We start from the raw sequence: 16,498 nt of genomic DNA on the forward strand, positions 1-16,498 counted from the left end.
CGCTCGCGCACCGCGTTGCGCAGCGTTCGTTTTAATCCGCGGTTCTCTCCGCACCATCCAACACCAGGAGCTTTGCACATGCAAACCACCGACAACGCGACGTCCCAGTACGAGAGCGCCTCGAGCCGTCCGCTCGGCGGGACCGAACAGGGCGCGAAGGCGCTCGCGCCGCAGGCCACGTTCGCCGACTACAAGGTGATCCGCCGCAACGGCAGCGTGGTGTCGTTCGAACCCTCGAAGATCGCGATCGCGGTGACCAAGGCTTTCCTGGCCGTCAACGGCGGGCAGGGCGCGGCATCGGCGCGCGTACGCGAGCAGGTCGAACAGCTGACGCACAACGTCGTGCGCGCGCTCGTGCGCAGCCGCCCGAACGGCGGTACGTTCCATATCGAAGACATCCAGGACCAGGTCGAACTCGCGCTGATGCGCGGCGGCGAGCACAACGTCGCGCGTGCGTACGTGCTGTATCGCGAGAAGCGTCACCTCGAGCGTCAGCATGCGGGCGAGGAAGCCGCGGCAGCGGGCGGCGACGCGAGCACCGGCATCAACGTCGTCGACAACGGCGTCACGCGTCCGCTCGACCTGAACGCGCTGCGCGCACTGATCGTGTCGGCGTGCGACGGCCTCGGCGCTGCGGTTAACCCTGACCCGATCGTCGCGGAAACGGTGAAGAACCTGTACGACGGCGTGCCGATGAGCCAGGTCTACGACTCGGCGATCCTGGCTGCGCGCACGATGATCGAAAAGGACCCGGCCTACAGCCAGGTCACGGCCCGCATCCTGCTGCACACGATCCGTCGCGAGATCCTCGGCGAGGAAGTCGTCCAGGCCGAGATGTCGACCCGCTACGCGGAATACTTCCCGCAGTTCCTGAAGCGCGGCGTCGACGCCGGCCTGCTCGACGACAAGCTGCTGCAGTTCGACCTGAAGCGTCTCGGCGAAGCGCTCGACGCGAACCGCGACCTGCAGTTCGGCTACCTCGGCCTGCAGACGCTGTACGACCGCTACTTCCTGCACGTCGACGGCACCCGCATCGAAATGCCGCAGGCATTCTTCATGCGCGTCGCAATGGGCCTGTCGCTGAACGAGATCGACCGCGAAACGCGCGCGATCGAGTTCTACAACGTGCTGTCGAGCTTCGACTTCATGAGCTCGACGCCGACGCTGTTCAACTCGGGCACGCACCGCTCGCAGCTGTCGTCGTGCTACCTGACGACGGTCGCCGATGATCTCGACGGCATCTATGAAGCGCTGAAGGAAAACGCGCTGCTGTCGAAGTTCGCGGGCGGCCTCGGCAACGACTGGACGCGCGTGCGCGCACTCGGCTCGCATATCAAGGGCACGAACGGCAAGTCGCAAGGCGTGGTTCCGTTCCTGAAGGTCGTGAACGACACGGCCGTCGCGGTGAACCAGGGCGGCAAGCGCAAGGGCGCGGTCTGCGCGTACCTCGAATCGTGGCACCTCGACATCGAGGAGTTCCTCGAGCTGCGCAAGAACACCGGTGACGATCGCCGCCGGACGCACGACATGAACACGGCGAACTGGATTCCCGACCTGTTCATGAAGCGCGTGATGGAAGGCGCCGACTGGACGCTGTTCTCGCCGTCGACCTGCCCGGACCTGCACGACAAGTTCGGCGCGGACTTCGAGAAGGCTTACACGGCTTACGAAGACAAGGTCGCGCGCGGCGAGATCAAGCTGTTCAAGAAGATCCCGGCGCAGCAGCTCTGGCGCAAGATGCTCGGCATGCTGTTCGAGACGGGCCACCCGTGGATCACGTTCAAGGATCCGTGCAACGTGCGCTCGCCGCAGCAGCACGTCGGCGTCGTTCATTCGTCGAACCTGTGCACGGAAATCACGCTGAACACGAGCGACACCGAAATCGCGGTGTGCAACCTCGGCTCGGTGAACCTCGTCGCCCACCTGGTGAAGCAGGCCGACGGCAGCTACGCGCTCGACCACGACAAGCTCAAGCGTACGATCAGCGTCGCGATGCGCATGCTCGACAACGTGATCGACATCAACTACTACGCGGTGCCGAAGGCGCGTAACTCGAACCTGAAGCACCGCCCGGTCGGCATGGGCATCATGGGCTTCCAGGACTGCCTGCACCTGCTGCGCACGCCGTACGCGTCGCAAGAGGCGGTCGAGTTCGCCGACCGTTCGATGGAAGCGGTCTGCTACTACGCGTACTACGCGTCGACCGAGCTGGCCGAAGAGCGCGGCCGCTACTCGAGCTACCGCGGCTCGCTGTGGGATCGCGGCATCCTCCCGCAGGACACGCTGAAGCTGCTGACGGAAGCGCGCGGCGGCTATGTCGAAGTCGACACGTCCGAGTCGCTCGACTGGACGTCGCTGCGTTCGCGGATCGCCGCGCACGGCATGCGCAACTCGAACTGCGTCGCGATCGCGCCGACGGCGACGATCTCGAACATCATCGGCGTGTCGGCGTGTATCGAGCCGACCTTCCAGAACCTGTACGTGAAGTCGAACCTGTCGGGCGAATTCACGGTGGTGAACGAGTACCTGGTGCGCGACCTGAAGGAGCGCGGCCTGTGGGACGAAGTGATGGTCGCCGACCTGAAGTACTTCGACGGCATGCTGTCGCGCATCGACCGCATCCCGGCCGACCTGCGCGCGATCTACGCGACCGCGTTCGAGGTCGACCCGACGTGGCTGGTCGAAGCGGCATCGCGTCGCCAGAAGTGGATTGACCAGGCGCAGTCGCTGAACATCTACATGGGCGGCGCGTCGGGCAAGAAGCTCGACGAGGTCTACAAGCTCGCGTGGCTGCGCGGCCTGAAGACGACCTACTACCTCCGCACGATGGCGGCGACGCACGTCGAGAAGTCGACGGTCGCACACGGCGCGCTGAACGCCGTGCCGACGGGCGGCGGTTCGGGCAGCGGCGGCGCGCAAGGCGCGGCTGGCGGCTTCGGTGCGGCGGGCGGCGATGCGTCGTCGGGCGCGGTCAACGCAGCGCCGGCACTCGCGCCGGTCGAGGCGGATGGTCCGGTGTGCACGATGCGTCCGGGCGATCCGGGCTTCGACGAGTGCGAAGCGTGCCAGTAACGCAGTGCGGCTGACCTGAGAAGCAGGTCGGCGCGGCGCGCACGACGACCGATCGAGGTTGAAGTGTGCGCCGCTCTCAACTAAAAAAATGATAAGGAATCTGTAACGCGGCACCTGCGTTGCAGGCAGTGACAAGCGATCGAAACATCCCCGACGACGTCGCGTTTCGATCAGCGTTCGATGCGTCGAGCGCACCTCGCGATACACGCGCGACTCGCATCGCGCGCTGCACGAACGACGATGCGTTGCTCAAAGTGTTGTATCGAGGTCGCAACGCGAATCGAAAAAAGGATTTTTCGTGAGCGAACCCTTTTATCGCTCAGGAAAAGATGGTACAAACCGTTCTAAATTGATGGTGAGAATTTATGCTCAACTGGGATGACGAGAAGACTGCCGTAACTCCCGCGAGCGGAGCGCAGCAAAACGCGATGCGCACCTCCGCAGGAATGGCTGTCGGACTGCAGGCTGCAACGCCTGCCGCCCATCAGGTCCGCGACATTTTCGAAGGCGATCTTGCGGTGCCCCCGCAAGCATCGGCTGTTCCCGCCGGCGGTACGGAAGCGCGGGTCAATGTCGCCGACAAGCGCATCATCAACGGCCAGACTGACGTCAATCAGCTGGTGCCGTTCAAGTACAAGTGGGCGTGGGAAAAGTATCTGGCCGGTTGCGCGAACCACTGGATGCCGCAGGAAATCAACATGTCCCGCGACATCGCACTGTGGAAGGACCCGAACGGTCTGACCGAGGACGAGCGCCGCATCGTGAAGCGCAACCTCGGCTTCTTCGTGACGGCCGATTCGCTCGCCGCGAACAACATCGTGCTCGGCACGTACCGCCACATCACGGCGCCCGAGTGCCGGCAGTTCCTGCTGCGCCAGGCGTTCGAAGAGGCGATCCACACGCACGCATACCAGTACATCGTCGAATCGCTCGGCCTCGATGAAGGCGAGATCTTCAACGCGTACCACGAGGTCGCGTCGATCCGCGCGAAGGACGAATTCCTGATCCCGTTCATCCACACGCTGACGGATCCGGCCTTCAAGACCGGCACGCTCGAAGCGGATCAGAAGCTGCTGAAGTCGCTGATCGTGTTCGCCTGCATCATGGAAGGCCTGTTCTTCTATGTCGGGTTCACGCAGATCCTCGCGCTCGGCCGCCAGAACAAGATGACGGGTGCTGCAGAGCAATATCAGTACATCCTGCGCGACGAGTCGATGCACTGCAACTTCGGCATCGACCTGATCAACCAGATCAAGCTCGAGAATCCGCATCTCTGGACCGCCGAATTCCGTGCGGAGATCCGCGAGCTGTTCAAGCAGGCTGTCGAACTCGAATACCGCTACGCCGAGGACACGATGCCGCGCGGCGTGCTGGGTTTGAACGCGTCGATGTTCAAGAGCTATCTGCGCTTCATCAGCAACCGCCGTTGCCAGCAGATCGGCCTTGACCCGCTGTATCCGAACGAGGAAAACCCGTTCCCGTGGATGAGCGAGATGATCGACCTGAAGAAGGAACGCAACTTCTTCGAGACGCGTGTGATCGAGTATCAGACGGGCGGCGCGCTGTCCTGGGAATAACCCGCAGCAGCGAACCCGTCACATGATGGAGCAGCCGGCGGCCTCTCGGCCCCGGCCCAAGGTTTAGGAGCAAGAACGCCTGATGCAAAGCATGCCCGGTGCCTTAACGGCCCAACGACACGACAGGCACTTTGCGAACCCTTCAGTGGGATGGGCAAACTTCCCTCCGGAAAAAGCGGACGGCCGCGTGGCGGTCCGCTTGATCAAGCGATTAGGGGTAGTGGCGCGAGGTGCGCCGGCTACCGACTTGATTTGGCGCGCGAGGCCGGGTGGTCACGCGCGCCATACCGTATTCATTAGCGTAAGCGCGTGGTATCTGCGTACGCCGATGAATAGCCCGCTTCGAAGCGCACGTCCTGAACAGCGTCCGCGGGAAGCGGGTTTTGACGAAGGGTGTAGTTTGAACTGACTCTCATCTGAACCTGAAGGAGAACAACATGGCTACCGCCAAGAAAAAACCGGCTGCTAAGAAGGTCGCTGCAAAGAAAACCGTTGCGAAGAAGGCTGCTGCTCCGGCGAAGAAGGCTGCAGTGAAGAAGGTTGCTGCGAAGAAGGTCGCGGTGAAGAAGGTTGCCGCGAAGAAGGCAGCGCCGGCCAAGAAGGCCGCAGCGAAGAAGGTTGCTGCAAAGAAGGTCGCAACGAAGAAGGTTGCAGCCAAGAAGGTTGCTGCGAAGAAAGTCGCGGTGAAGAAGGTTGCCGCGAAGAAGGCAGCACCGGCGAAGAAGGCCGCAGCGAAGAAGGTTGCAGCCAAGAAAGTCGCAGTGAAGAAGGTTGCTGCGAAGAAGGCCGCACCGGCGAAGAAGGCTGCTGCCAAGAAGGCTGCGCCGGCGAAGAAGGCTGCTGCGAAGAAGGCCGCGCCTGCGAAGAAGGCTGCCGCTAAGAAGGCTGCGCCTGCGAAGAAGGCCGCTGCGCCTGCTGCGAAGAAGGCTGCCGCTCCGGCGAAGAAGGCTGCTGCTCCGAAGAAGGCCGTCGTGAAGAAGGCTGCACCGGCAACGACCGCGTCGACCGCATCGGTTGCGCCGGCATCGGGCGTGAAGACCGCGCTCAACCCGGCAGCGGCATGGCCGTTCCCGACTGGCAGCCGTCCGTAATCGCGGCTGACCACCACCCGGACACTCACGCGGTGTCCGTGGGTTGAGTAGCGCTACTCAATCAGTCCCGCCATCTGGCTCAGGTGGCGGGATTTTTTTCGTCCGCCTTTTTCGATGATGCGCCAGGTGCCCGTATGCCGGCTGCCCGTATGCCGGGAGCGGCGAGTATGGACGAAAAAAAACGCATGTGCGGCTTCGCACATGCGTTCGACCGCGGCTTGCGCCGCGTGCTGAGGTACCCGTTTTAGTGCGTGACGCGCGTGACGCCGCCGCTCGACAGCAGGCGCACCCGCTCGCCGGCGCGGAACGCTTCGCCGCTGGCTGCCTGCGTGATCGAGCGCAGATCGCCGTTGTCGAGACGCACGGTGATTTCGACACCGTTCGCCGTGCTGAGGTTTTCGCCGACCGCGTTGCCGGCGACCGCGCCCACGAGACCGCCTGCGATCGCGGTCAGGATCGAGCCCTTGCCGCCGCCGATCGCGCTGCCCGCCACCGCGCCGAGTGCGCCGCCGCCGAGCGTGCCGATCGCGCTGCCGCCGCCGTCCGACTGGATGCGCACCGCGCGGACGCTTTCGACCGTACCCATGCGGACCGTCTGTTCGCGCTGCGCCTGGCCGACGCTATAGACGTCCGCCGAGCCGGGTGCGGTGAAGCAGCCGGTGAGTGTCAGCGAGGCCGCCAGCATGGCCGCGAGCGTGAGGGTCTTTTTCGTCAACATCTTTGCTCTCCCACAATATTCATTTGAGACTGTAACCGAATGCAGTCTCGAAGCGCGCGTCGATTTCGGCGCGCGTCAGTACGTAAGTCTGGGGCCCCTGGTGGGCGATCTTGATCGAGCCCATCAGGCTCGCTAGGCGGCCGGTGGTTGCCCAGTCGAGGCCATGCTCGATGCCGTACAGCAGACCACCGCGGAACGCATCGCCGCAGCCCGTCGGATCGGCGATACGTTCGGCCGCCACGACAGGAATCTGCTCCGAACCCTGCTTGTGGCGGATGGTCGCGCCGTGCTCGCCACGCGTGATGACGAGGGCGTCGACCCGGCTGGCGATTTCATCTTCGGACCATCCCGTCTTGTCGCTCACCAGCTTGGCCTCGTAGTCGTTGACCGCTACGTAGGTCGCAAGTTCAATGCTGCGGCGCAGCGTCGCACCGTCGAACAGCGGCAGGCCCTGGCCCGGATCGAACACGAACGGCACGCCGGCCCGGGCGAGTTCCTCCACGTGCTGCACCATCCCGTCGAAGCCGTCCGGGCCGACGATCGCGAGCTTGATGTCCGGCGCGTCGCCCGCGTGGTTCAGGTGCGACTGCATCATCGCGCCCGGGTGGAACGCCGCGATCTGGTTGTTGTCGAGATCGGTCGTGATCATCGCCTGCGCGGTGTACGTATCGGGCAGCACGCGGACGTGGTCGCGGCGCAGGCCCAGCTGGTCGAGCCGATCGAGATACGGCTGCGCGTCGAGCGCGCCCACCGTCCCCATCATGCGCGCATCGCCGCCGAGCAGGTGCAGCGCGTACGCGATGTTGCCCGCGCAGCCGCCGAATTCGCGGCGCATCGTCGGCACGAGGAAGCTCAGGTTGATGAGGTGCACCTGGTCGGGCAGGATGTGCTCGCGGAACCGCCCTTCGAAGGTCATGATGGAGTCGTAGGCGATCGAACCGCAGATCAACGTAGCCAAGGTGTGCGTTCCTGTAGAAATGAGGGACCCTGCGCGACAGCGCCGCGCGAAAGGCGCGGCGCGGCAGGGTAAAGCGAAAGAAAGCTTACTTCAGTGCGGCGAGCGCTGCATCGTAGTTCGGCTCGTCCTTGATTTCGCCGACGAGTTCCGCGTGGATCACCTTGTCCTGCGCGTCGAGCACGACGACGGCGCGGGCGGTCAGGCCGTTCAGCGGGCCGCTCGTGATGTCGACGCCGTATGCGTTAGCGAACGCGCGGCCGGTGCGGAACGTCGAAGCCGTCACGACGTTCTCGAGCCCTTCGGTCGTGCAGAAGCGCGTGGCGGCGAACGGCAGGTCGGCGGACACGACGACGACGACCGTGTTGTCGAGCGACGACGCGGCTTCGTTGAACTTGCGGGTCGACGTCGCGCAGGTCGGCGTGTCGAGGCTCGGGACGATGTTCAGCACCTTGCGCTTGCCGGCGAAGCTGGCGAGCGACAGGTCGGCGAGGTCCTTGCCGACCAGCTTGAAATCGGCGCCTTGCGTGCCGACGGCCGGGAACGTGCCTGCGAGATCGATCGGGTTGCCACCCAGCGTAACTTTGCTCATGTTCGTGCTCCGAAATAGCGCGCCGCTCGGGCGCGCGGGTTGAGACGGGCGCGCATGTGCGCGCCGCGGCGCGTCACGGATAGAAAATCTGGACGCGGAAATTCGAGGCGGGCGTGCCGTTCGTGTCGACACGGACGACCATCGTCTGCGTCGTGCCGGGCGGCAGCCCGGCGTCGATCGGCGTGCCCGGGCGCACGTAGTCGCGCGGCGCGAGGACGCGGCGCACGGTCACGTGATTGGTGTCGTCGAGCAGCGTCAGCTCGAGCGACGGATACGCGAGTGCGACGCGGTAGCGGTTCGTCAGCGGCACCTTCAGTTCGAGTTCGCGCGGGCCGTCGAGCTGGCGCAGGTCGGTCGCGTCGAGCCGCAGGCCGTCGATCGCGCGCGGCGGCGCGACCGTGCAGCCGAGCGGTGCGCAGGCCTGGCGGAACCAGCCCTGCGTGACGGGCCAGTGGATCATCAGCGTTTCGCGCTGCCACCACGCGAGTTGCGCGACGAGCAGCACGGCCAGCACGCCGGCGACGACACCGCCCAAAAAGCCGCCGAGCATGCCGCGCCGCTGCGGCGCGCGCGTCTCGCGCGTGACGGCGAAGTGCGGACGATCGTCGTCGGTCAGCGCTGCGGGGAACGGAGCGGCAGGCGGTGCACTGGCGGCCGCGGCCAGCGTTTCGTCGTGCCGGGTGGTGGCGGTGACGGGGCCGGCTTCGGCTTCAGCTTCGGCAATGGCCGGCGCCGGTGCGAACGCGAAACGCGGTTCGCGCGGCGCGCGTTCGTCTTCGGGCACGGTGAAGTGCGCAGAGCCGACGGGTTCGGCGGCGTCGCGACCGGTATCGGCATCCGACGGCAGGTGGGCGACGAAGCGGGGTTCACGCGGGTCGCGCTCGACGGTTGCGGCCGATGGTGCGTTGTCCTGCGGCGTGTGCGTCTGCGTTTGCGTCGATTCGTCTGGTTGCGCGATGGCGGCGGACGCGTCCAGCTCGGCCGGCGAGGACGCGAACGGTGCGGGCGTGCCGGACAGGTGAACGACGCCGGCCGCCGTCGACGGAAGGGCGAGCGGCACCAGCGGCCCGGTGCGCACGGTCTCGACGCTGTGCTGCAGCGACGGATCGACGCCGGCGTCGAGCCACGGCGCCCACATGTCCCAGCCTTCGGGCTTGTAATCGGCGTTGGAACGCGACCCGACCGGCGCCTCGGTGGCGAACAGCCGGGCAGGCGCGGCCTGATGGAGAGCGTTGCCGTCGTCCGGCGCGGCAGCCGGCTCGGTCAGGGCCGGCTCGGGCTGCTGCGCGTGCCCGGAAACGAGCGACTCGGCTGCGTTGAAGACTTCGTGGCAGTGCCCGCAGCGCACGAGCCCCTGATGCAGCGAGAGCTGTTCCTGCTGCAGCCGGAAGACGGTTTCGCAATGAGGGCAGCGCGTCGCAAGAAGCATGTCGAGCCGGGCGGCCTGCTGGCCAGAGTGAAGGACAGCGCTATTCTAAAGGCTTTCGCGCCGGGTTCCGGCAAGGCATACCCAACCTTCGTGTTCACGCCAGACCGAGATGTCGACGTAGCGCGCGTAGACGGCCGCGACTTCGTCCGCCTGGCGCGCGAGCACGCCTGACAGCGCGATGCGCCCGCCCGGCTTGACCTTCGATGCGAGCATCGACGCCATCAGCTTCAGCGGATTCGACAGGATGTTCGCGACGACGATGTCGAATTCGCCGTCCGGGCACGCATCGGGCAAACCGTACGTGACTTCCGCGCGGTTGCGCTCGCTGTTCTGGCGCGCCGATTCGACGGCCTGCGGATCGATGTCGATCCCGATCACGGGGTTCGCCCCGCATTTCTTCGCGAGGATCGCGAGAATGCCCGAGCCGCAGCCGTAATCGAGCACCGACTGGCCGGGCTTCACCGACTGCTCGAGCCATTCCATGCACAGGCGCGTCGTGGGGTGGCTGCCGGTGCCGAATGCGAGGCCGGGATCGAGTTCGAGGACGAGCGCGTCGGGATCGGGTGCATCGTGCCACGACGGCACGACCCAGATCCGCTCGCCGATCGGGATCGGCTCGAACTGCGATTGCGTGAGCCGCACCCAGTCCTGTTCCTCGACTTCGCGCACGGTGAACGTCGGCGTCGTGGCGACGCCGATTTCGTTCGCGGCGGCCGCGAGCAGCACGGCCGGCTCGTGATCGGCCGCGAGCAGCGCGACCACGCGCGAGTGCTGCCACGCGGTGCGATCGGGCACGAGGCCCGGCTCGCCGAAGAGCGGCTGTTCGTCGGGCGTGTCGGCGTCGGCGTCTTCGACCGACACCGACAGCGCGCCGAGTTCGAGCAGCGCGTCGGACAGCGCCTCCGCATGCTCACGGGCCAGTTCGACGACGAGTTCGCGATAGCTCATGCTTACGCTTCTTCCGGTGCGACCTGCTGCTTCTGGGCGAGCCGGTTTTCGAGGTAGTGGATGCTGGTGCCGCCTTCGACGAACTTCGAATCGATCATCAGCTCGCGGTGCAGCGGGATGTTGGTCTGGATGCCTTCGACGACCATTTCCGACAGCGCGATGCGCATCCGGCTGATCGCCTGCTCGCGCGTCGCGCCGTAGGTGATCAGCTTGCCGATCATCGAATCATAGTTCGGCGGCACGAAATAGCCATTGTAGGCGTGCGAATCGACGCGCACGCCGGGGCCGCCCGGCGTATGCCACGACGTGATCCGACCCGGCGACGGCGTGAACTTGAACGGATCTTCGGCGTTGATCCGGCATTCGATCGCATGGCCGCGGAACTGGATGTCGCGCTGGCGCAGCGTGAGCTTCTCGCCGGCCGCGATGCGGATCTGTTCCTGCACGATGTCGACGCCCGTGATCAGCTCCGATACCGGGTGCTCGACCTGCACGCGCGTGTTCATCTCGATGAAGTAGAACTCGCCGTTTTCGTACAGGAATTCGAACGTGCCCGCGCCGAGATAGCCCATCTTCTTGCATGCGTCCGCGCAGCGGTCGCCGATGCGGTCGATCAGGCGGCGCGGAATGCCGGGCGCCGGCGCTTCCTCGATCACCTTCTGGTGGCGGCGCTGCATCGAGCAATCGCGCTCGCCGAGCCAGATCGCGTTCTTGAACGCGTCGGACAGCACCTGGATCTCGATGTGGCGCGGGTTCTCGAGGAACTTCTCCATGTACACCTGCGGGTTGCCGAACGCACGGCCGGCTTCCTCGCGGGTCATGTTGACCGCGTTGACGAGCGCGGCCTCGGTGTGCACGACGCGCATCCCGCGCCCGCCACCGCCGCCCGCCGCCTTGATGATGACCGGATAGCCGATCGCGCGCGCAATCTTGACGATTTCTTTCGGATCGTCCGGCAATGCGCCTTCCGAGCCCGGCACGCACGGCACGCCGGTCTTGATCATCGTCTGCTTCGCGGTGACCTTGTCACCCATCATGCGGATCGTTTCCGGGCGCGGTCCGATGAACGTGAAGCCCGACTGCTCGACGCGTTCCGCGAAATCGGCGTTCTCGGACAGGAAGCCGTAGCCGGGGTGGATCGCCTCGGCGTCGGTGACTTCCGCGGCGCTGATCAGCGCCGGCATGTTCAGGTAGCTCAGGTTCGACGGGGCCGGGCCGATACAGACGGCTTCGTCCGCGAGGCGCACGTACTTGGCTTCCTTGTCGGCTTCCGAGTAGACGACCACCGTCTTGACGCCGAGTTCGCGGCACGCGCGCTGGATGCGCAGCGCGATTTCACCGCGGTTGGCAATGAGGATTTTTTCAAACATAGCGAGTATTCGTCTCTTCGAGGGGCGCGCGAACGGCGCCTGGCGAGCATCGGCGGCGCGCGGCCAGCAGGCCGCGCGGCGGGCTTAGCCGATCACGAAAAGCGGCTGGCCGTATTCGACGGCCTGGCCGTTCTCGACGAGGATTTCCTTGATCACGCCGGCCTTGTCCGACTCGATCTCGTTGAGCAGCTTCATCGCTTCGATGATGCAGATCGTCTGGCCTTCCTTGACCGAGTCGCCCACCTGGACGAACGGGTCCGCGCCCGGCGACGGCGCGCGATAGAACGTGCCGACCATCGGCGACGTCACGACGTGGCCCTGCGGGGCGGCCGGCGCGGCAGCGGCGCCTGCGACCGGCGCGGCGGCGCCGTCGGTCGGCAGCGGCGCCGACGGAGCGGGCGCGCTGACTTGCGGGGCATACCCAGCCGTCGGCTGCACGTAGACCGGCGGCGCGTTCTTGACGATGCGCACCTTGCCTTCGCCTTCCGTCACTTCCAGCTCGGAGATGCCGGATTCGGAAACGAGGTCGATCAGAGTTTTCAGCTTACGAAGATCCATCGGGAATTCCCCTTTCAATACGTGAAAGCGCCGGTTAGCGGCCGGCGCTGAATCTAGATCGCGAAATCAGCCGCGCGACGTGCCTTGCAGCTTGTCCAGCGCGTACTCGAGCGCGTACAGATAACCTTTCCAGCCGAGCCCGCAGATCACGCCTTCGGCCTGGTCGGAAAAGTAGGAGTGGTGCCTGAACGCTTCGCGGCGATGCACGTTCGACAAGTGAACCTCGACGAACGGGATGCCAACGCCGGCGATCGCGTCCCGGATCGCGACGCTCGTGTGCGTGTACGCGGCCGGATTGATCAGGATGAAATCGGTCTGTTCCTCCCGCGCGGCCTGGATGCGGTCGACCAGCGCACCTTCATGATTGCTCTGGAACGACGACAGTTCGGCGCCGGCTTCCCGGGCGCGCGCGGCAAGCGCCTGATCGATCTGGGCGAGCGTGACGCGGCCGTACACCTCCGGTTCCCGGGTGCCGAGAAGGTTCAGGTTGGGGCCGTGCAGCACCAGCAATCGTGTCATGGTCGCTTCTATTTCTGCGGAATTGCGCGAACTTTAGCGCTATTTAGAGAAATTTGTCTAGTTTCGCCGAAGGGCCGGGCGCGCCGGACCTGCAAGAATTACCGGTGCGCGCGCAAAGTATCGGCGAATTCACGCGAAATTGCGGCGATCAACGGGCAAACCACTGACAACGTGCGGGCCGCCGTTTGCGCGGCTTACAGCGCGTCGAGCGTCTTTTTCAGCTCGGCCGGTTGGATTTGTCCCAATTTTGTCTCGCGAATCTTGCCGCTTGCGTCGATGACGACCGTAAAGGGCAGCGCGCCGGCGGTATTTCCGAAATTACGGGCCAGATCGGCGCCCGCATATCCGCTGACGAAAACCGGATAGTCGACCTTCACCTTCTGCAGAAAGTTCTTCACGTTCTGCTCGGAATCGACGCCGATCCCGACGAAACGGATGCCCTTCTGCCTGTACTGGTGCGACAGCGCGACGAGCTCCGGCATCTCCTCGACGCACGGGCCGCACCACGACGCCCAGAAATTGACGACGACCTTCTGGCCCTTGAAGGCGGACAGCGTGGCCGGCTTGCCGTCGGTGCCAGTCAGCGACGCGGCCCACAGCTGGTCGACCGGGCTGCCCTGGGCGGTGGGCGCGGCGACGGCGACGCCGTCATCGGCGGTGCCGCGGAACCAATGGCCGGCGGCGAGCCCGCCGGCAACGGCGGCGGCCGCGACGACCGCGAGCGCCAACATGCGTTTCATCATCATCGTTGAATCATTCCGGTTCGGAAGGGGCCTTGCCTGCTTCGACGAGCGCGCGCAGCGCGGCGGCGTCCGCGCGCGCGACCCGGCCGCGCGCGTCGGCCTTGACCGCGCCGCGCAGGTCGTCGCTCGCATAGAGCGCGAGGTGGATGCCGATCGCGTCCACGTCGCGCCGCGGGCGCCACAGGAAACTGAGCGTCTCGACGTCGGCGCGGCCCGCGAAGTGCCGCGTCTCGGAGACGTCGTACTGGACGTTCTGGTTCAGCAGGTAGATCGCGACGTCCTTCGGGTTGTCGGTGAATGCCTGCAAATGGATATCCGAATGCGCGTTCGCGGTGCCGTTCAGCACCGCACCCGTCACATAAGGATGGAACTCGGCGAGCCGGCGCATCCAGTCGAGCGCGACTTCGCGCAGGCGGCGCAGTTCGTCCGGCTGTGTGTCGCTCTGGAACAGCGCGAGGTACTCGCGCAGTTCTTCCTCGATCTGGTCGTTATCCGGCAGCCATTCGCCGGCAACGCGCGTATCGCCCAGCAACTGGCGCGCGGCCTTGCGTTTCGCGCCGGCGTAGTCGAGGCCGTCCTCCGCGATCAGGCGCGCGGCGGACTGGGCGATTTCCTCGCGGACGCGCCGCGGGTCGAGAAGGGTTTTGCGAGACATGATCCAGCAATCATACTCGATCGCCGCAGCGCCAGAGCGGGGGTGCGGCGGGCCGCCGCCCGGCGTGCCGGCGCCGTCCGCGCTGCGTTCGGGCCGCCGGGCACGGCAGGCCGTCAGTTACAATAGTGACCTTTGTGTCGCGGCAAAAGCCGTTGACCGGGCGCCGGCCGCACGGCCCGTCCGGCGCGCCGCGCACGCACCCTTTCCGAATCGACGGCGCCCGGCGGCGCGAAAGCATTCATCTATGCACATCCACATTCTTGGCATCTGCGGCACCTTCATGGGCGGTCTCGCCGTACTCGCGCGCGAGGCGGGCCACACGGTGACGGGCTGCGACGCGGGCGTCTATCCGCCGATGAGCACGCAGCTCGAGGCGCAGGGCATCACGCTGATCGAAGGCTACGGTGCCGAGCAGATCGACCTGAAACCGGACCTGTTCGTGATCGGCAACGTCGTCACGCGCGGCAATCCGCTGATGGAAGCGATCCTCGATCGCGGCCTGCCTTACGTGTCCGGCCCGCAGTGGCTCGGCGAGCACGTGCTCGCCGGCAAATGGGTACTCGCGGTCGCGGGCACGCACGGCAAGACGACCACGTCGTCGATGCTCGCGTGGCTGCTGGAGGATGCCGGCCTGAACCCGGGCTTCCTGATCGGCGGCGTGCCGCTGAACTTCGGCGTGTCGGCGCGGCTCACCGATTCGAGCTTCTTCGTGATCGAGGCCGACGAGTACGACACGGCGTTCTTCGACAAGCGCTCGAAGTTCGTCCACTATCGGCCGCGCACCGCGGTGCTGAACAACCTCGAATTCGATCACGCCGACATCTTCCCGGATCTCGCCGCGATCGAGACGCAATTCCACCATCTCGTGCGCACGGTGCCCGGGGTCGGCCGGATCGTCACGAACGGCCGCTCGGACGCGCTCGAGCGCGTGCTGGCGCGCGGCTGCTGGAGCGAGGTCGAGCGCTTCGGCGTCGACGGCGGCTGGCAGGCGCTGCCGGCCGAGGACGGCGTGCCGGTCGACGAGCGCTTCGCGGTGTATTCGCACGCCGAGCGCGTCGGTGAAGTCGCGTGGCAGGTGCAGGGCGACCACAACCGGATGAACGCGCTCGCGGCGATCGCGGCCGCGCGTCATGTGGGCGTGCCGCCCGCGCAGGCGGCCGCATCCCTCGCGTCGTTCCGCAACGTGAAGCGGCGCATGGAAGTGCGAGGCAGTATCGACGGCGTGACCGTCTACGACGACTTCGCGCACCATCCGACCGCGATCGAAACCACGATCGCCGGCCTTCGTGCGCGCATCGGCCGCGAGCATGCCCGCATCCTCGCGGTGCTCGAGCCGCGTTCGAACACGATGAAGCTCGGCGTGATGAAGTCGCAATTGCCGGCGAGCCTCGCCGATGCGGATCTCGTGTTCGGCTATGGCGCACCGACCGGGCGCGACGCGCTCGGCTGGAATCTGGCCGACGCGCTCGCGCCGCTGGGCGAGAAAGCGCACGCATTCGACGATCTGCACCTGCTGGTGAAATCCGTCGTTGCCGCCGCGCGCCCGGGCGACCACGTGCTCGTGATGAGCAACGGCGGCTTCGGCGGCGTGCACCAGAAGCTGCTCGATGCGCTCGGGAGTCGCACGTGATCCTGTATCTGCACGGCTTCCGGTCGTCGCCGGCCTCGCAGAAGTCGCGCCAGCTCGCCGCGCGCATGGCCGAGCTCGGCCGCTCCGACGAGTGGCGGTGCCCGTCGCTGTCGGTGTCGCCGCTCGAGGCGATCGCGGTCGCGGAAGCCGAGGTGGCCGGCGCGCGCGACGTGACCGTCATCGGCAGCTCGCTAGGCGGCTATTACGCGACGTGGCTGGCCGAGAAGCACGGCTGGAAGGCCGTGCTGCTGAATCCGGCCATCGTGCCGCAGCGCGATCTCGAGCAGCATCTGGGCGAACAGCCGCTGTACCACGGCGGCGGTACGATCGTCGTCGAGCGCCGCCATCTGCATGAACTCGATGCGCTGCGCGTGCCGGCGATCACGCGCGCCGAACGCTACTATCTATTCGCGGCGACCGGCGACGAAGTGCTCGATTACCGCGAGATGCTCGCGCATTACCCGGGCGCGAAGACGCGCGTGATCGAAGGCAGCGATCACGGGATCAGCGAATTTGCCGACTATGTCGACGACGTTCTCGCGTTTTGCGATGCCAAGACGTCCTGAACCGGCCACGTGCCGATTGAATTCCCATCATCATGCGGCGCCGCCGACGCGGCGTCCGGCAGTCTGAACGAGAGT

Annotated in this window: 16 protein-coding genes; 6 read left to right on the forward strand and 10 right to left on the reverse strand. The window is 65.9% G+C overall.

The window, feature by feature from the left end; all coding sequences use genetic code 11:
• Positions 1–78 precede the first annotated feature (78 nt).
• The 4 genes from WJ16_RS02595 to WJ16_RS32755 all read left to right on the forward strand — a co-directional run bounded on the left by WJ16_RS02595 (position 79) and on the right by WJ16_RS32755 (position 5,740).
• Positions 79–3,072 (forward strand): ribonucleoside-diphosphate reductase subunit alpha, encoded by a 2,994-nt coding sequence (locus WJ16_RS02595; RefSeq protein ID WP_069255709.1) that lies wholly within the window; start codon positions 79–81, stop codon positions 3,070–3,072.
• Positions 3,073–3,437: 365 nt separating this feature from the next.
• On the forward strand, positions 3,438–4,649 hold the full coding sequence (locus WJ16_RS02600) for a ribonucleotide-diphosphate reductase subunit beta (protein ID WP_069255710.1): 1,212 nt from the start codon (positions 3,438–3,440) through the stop codon (positions 4,647–4,649).
• Between the two features lie 82 nt (positions 4,650–4,731).
• Positions 4,732–5,058, forward strand: coding sequence for a hypothetical protein (locus WJ16_RS32750; RefSeq protein WP_076605860.1), 327 nt, complete (start codon positions 4,732–4,734; stop codon positions 5,056–5,058).
• A 28-nt stretch (positions 5,059–5,086) separates the two neighbouring features.
• On the forward strand, positions 5,087–5,740 hold the full coding sequence (locus WJ16_RS32755; protein ID WP_076605861.1) for a histone H1-like DNA-binding protein: 654 nt from the start codon (positions 5,087–5,089) through the stop codon (positions 5,738–5,740).
• A gap of 244 nt (positions 5,741–5,984) precedes the next feature.
• On the opposite strand, the gene WJ16_RS02610 is transcribed toward WJ16_RS32755, so the two are convergent.
• The 10 genes from WJ16_RS02610 to WJ16_RS02655 form a co-directional block, all read right to left on the reverse strand.
• The gene (locus tag WJ16_RS02610) at positions 5,985–6,458 is read right to left on the reverse strand and encodes an outer membrane lipoprotein (protein WP_069255712.1); all 474 of its coding nucleotides are present in this window, start codon (positions 6,456–6,458) and stop codon (positions 5,985–5,987) included.
• Between the two features lie 19 nt (positions 6,459–6,477).
• Positions 6,478–7,416, reverse strand: a complete 939-nt coding sequence (locus WJ16_RS02615) for a carbohydrate kinase family protein (protein WP_069255713.1) — start codon at positions 7,414–7,416, stop codon at positions 6,478–6,480.
• 85 nt (positions 7,417–7,501) lie between these two features.
• Positions 7,502–8,005, reverse strand: a complete 504-nt coding sequence (tpx, locus tag WJ16_RS02620) for a thiol peroxidase (protein ID WP_069255714.1) — start codon at positions 8,003–8,005, stop codon at positions 7,502–7,504.
• Between the two features lie 73 nt (positions 8,006–8,078).
• Positions 8,079–9,434 (reverse strand): zinc-ribbon and DUF3426 domain-containing protein, encoded by a 1,356-nt coding sequence (locus tag WJ16_RS02625; protein WP_069255715.1) that lies wholly within the window; start codon positions 9,432–9,434, stop codon positions 8,079–8,081.
• A 45-nt stretch (positions 9,435–9,479) separates the two neighbouring features.
• Positions 9,480–10,382, reverse strand: a complete 903-nt coding sequence (gene prmA / locus WJ16_RS02630) for a 50S ribosomal protein L11 methyltransferase (RefSeq protein ID WP_069255716.1) — start codon at positions 10,380–10,382, stop codon at positions 9,480–9,482.
• A gap of 2 nt (positions 10,383–10,384) precedes the next feature.
• A complete protein-coding gene (gene accC / locus WJ16_RS02635) occupies positions 10,385–11,752 on the reverse strand; it encodes an acetyl-CoA carboxylase biotin carboxylase subunit (protein WP_069255717.1) in 1,368 nt (455 codons plus the stop codon).
• Between the two features lie 84 nt (positions 11,753–11,836).
• On the reverse strand, positions 11,837–12,310 hold the full coding sequence (gene accB, locus WJ16_RS02640) for an acetyl-CoA carboxylase biotin carboxyl carrier protein (RefSeq protein WP_069255718.1): 474 nt from the start codon (positions 12,308–12,310) through the stop codon (positions 11,837–11,839).
• A 66-nt stretch (positions 12,311–12,376) separates the two neighbouring features.
• Positions 12,377–12,829, reverse strand: a complete 453-nt coding sequence (gene aroQ, locus WJ16_RS02645) for a type II 3-dehydroquinate dehydratase (protein WP_011350880.1) — start codon at positions 12,827–12,829, stop codon at positions 12,377–12,379.
• 194 nt (positions 12,830–13,023) lie between these two features.
• Entirely contained in the window at positions 13,024–13,575 is a 552-nt protein-coding gene (locus WJ16_RS02650; RefSeq protein ID WP_069255719.1) for a TlpA family protein disulfide reductase, read from the reverse strand.
• Between the two features lie 7 nt (positions 13,576–13,582).
• Positions 13,583–14,227 (reverse strand): hypothetical protein, encoded by a 645-nt coding sequence (locus WJ16_RS02655; RefSeq protein WP_043191369.1) that lies wholly within the window; start codon positions 14,225–14,227, stop codon positions 13,583–13,585.
• Positions 14,228–14,471: 244 nt separating this feature from the next.
• Here WJ16_RS02655 and mpl point away from each other — a divergent pair, with 244 nt between their 5' ends.
• Together mpl and WJ16_RS02665 are read left to right on the forward strand one after the other, a co-directional pair.
• Entirely contained in the window at positions 14,472–15,857 is a 1,386-nt protein-coding gene (mpl, locus tag WJ16_RS02660; protein WP_069255720.1) for a UDP-N-acetylmuramate:L-alanyl-gamma-D-glutamyl-meso-diaminopimelate ligase, read from the forward strand.
• Positions 15,854–16,423 carry a YqiA/YcfP family alpha/beta fold hydrolase gene (locus WJ16_RS02665; protein WP_069255721.1) on the forward strand — a complete coding sequence of 190 codons (570 nt, stop codon included), beginning with the start codon at positions 15,854–15,856 and terminating at the stop codon, positions 16,421–16,423. Before mpl ends, WJ16_RS02665 begins: the two co-directional genes overlap by 4 nt.
• Positions 16,424–16,498: the final 75 nt, after the last annotated feature.

The sequence above is a fragment of the Burkholderia metallica genome, assembly GCF_001718555.1.
GTDB lineage: Bacteria > Pseudomonadota > Gammaproteobacteria > Burkholderiales > Burkholderiaceae > Burkholderia > Burkholderia metallica.

What these genes read in the sequence shown, in the direction of transcription:
- prmA (WP_069255716.1), bottom strand. Translation starts at nt 10,382, where the DNA reads ATGAGCTATCGCGAACTCGTCGTCGAACTGGCCCGTGAGCATGCGGAG.
- accC (WP_069255717.1), bottom strand. Translation starts at nt 11,752, where the DNA reads ATGTTTGAAAAAATCCTCATTGCCAACCGCGGTGAAATCGCGCTGCGC.
- tpx (WP_069255714.1), bottom strand. Translation starts at nt 8,005, where the DNA reads ATGAGCAAAGTTACGCTGGGTGGCAACCCGATCGATCTCGCAGGCACG.
- WJ16_RS02655 (WP_043191369.1), bottom strand. Translation starts at nt 14,227, where the DNA reads ATGTCTCGCAAAACCCTTCTCGACCCGCGGCGCGTCCGCGAGGAAATC.
- WJ16_RS02650 (WP_069255719.1), bottom strand. Translation starts at nt 13,575, where the DNA reads ATGATGATGAAACGCATGTTGGCGCTCGCGGTCGTCGCGGCCGCCGCC.
- aroQ (WP_011350880.1), bottom strand. Translation starts at nt 12,829, where the DNA reads ATGACACGATTGCTGGTGCTGCACGGCCCCAACCTGAACCTTCTCGGC.
- accB (WP_069255718.1), bottom strand. Translation starts at nt 12,310, where the DNA reads ATGGATCTTCGTAAGCTGAAAACTCTGATCGACCTCGTTTCCGAATCC.
- WJ16_RS32750 (WP_076605860.1), top strand. Translation starts at nt 4,732, where the DNA reads ATGCAAAGCATGCCCGGTGCCTTAACGGCCCAACGACACGACAGGCAC.
- WJ16_RS02610 (WP_069255712.1), bottom strand. Translation starts at nt 6,458, where the DNA reads ATGTTGACGAAAAAGACCCTCACGCTCGCGGCCATGCTGGCGGCCTCG.
- WJ16_RS02625 (WP_069255715.1), bottom strand. Translation starts at nt 9,434, where the DNA reads ATGCTTCTTGCGACGCGCTGCCCTCATTGCGAAACCGTCTTCCGGCTG.
- mpl (WP_069255720.1), top strand. Translation starts at nt 14,472, where the DNA reads ATGCACATCCACATTCTTGGCATCTGCGGCACCTTCATGGGCGGTCTC.
- WJ16_RS02600 (WP_069255710.1), top strand. Translation starts at nt 3,438, where the DNA reads ATGCTCAACTGGGATGACGAGAAGACTGCCGTAACTCCCGCGAGCGGA.
- WJ16_RS32755 (WP_076605861.1), top strand. Translation starts at nt 5,087, where the DNA reads ATGGCTACCGCCAAGAAAAAACCGGCTGCTAAGAAGGTCGCTGCAAAG.
- WJ16_RS02595 (WP_069255709.1), top strand. Translation starts at nt 79, where the DNA reads ATGCAAACCACCGACAACGCGACGTCCCAGTACGAGAGCGCCTCGAGC.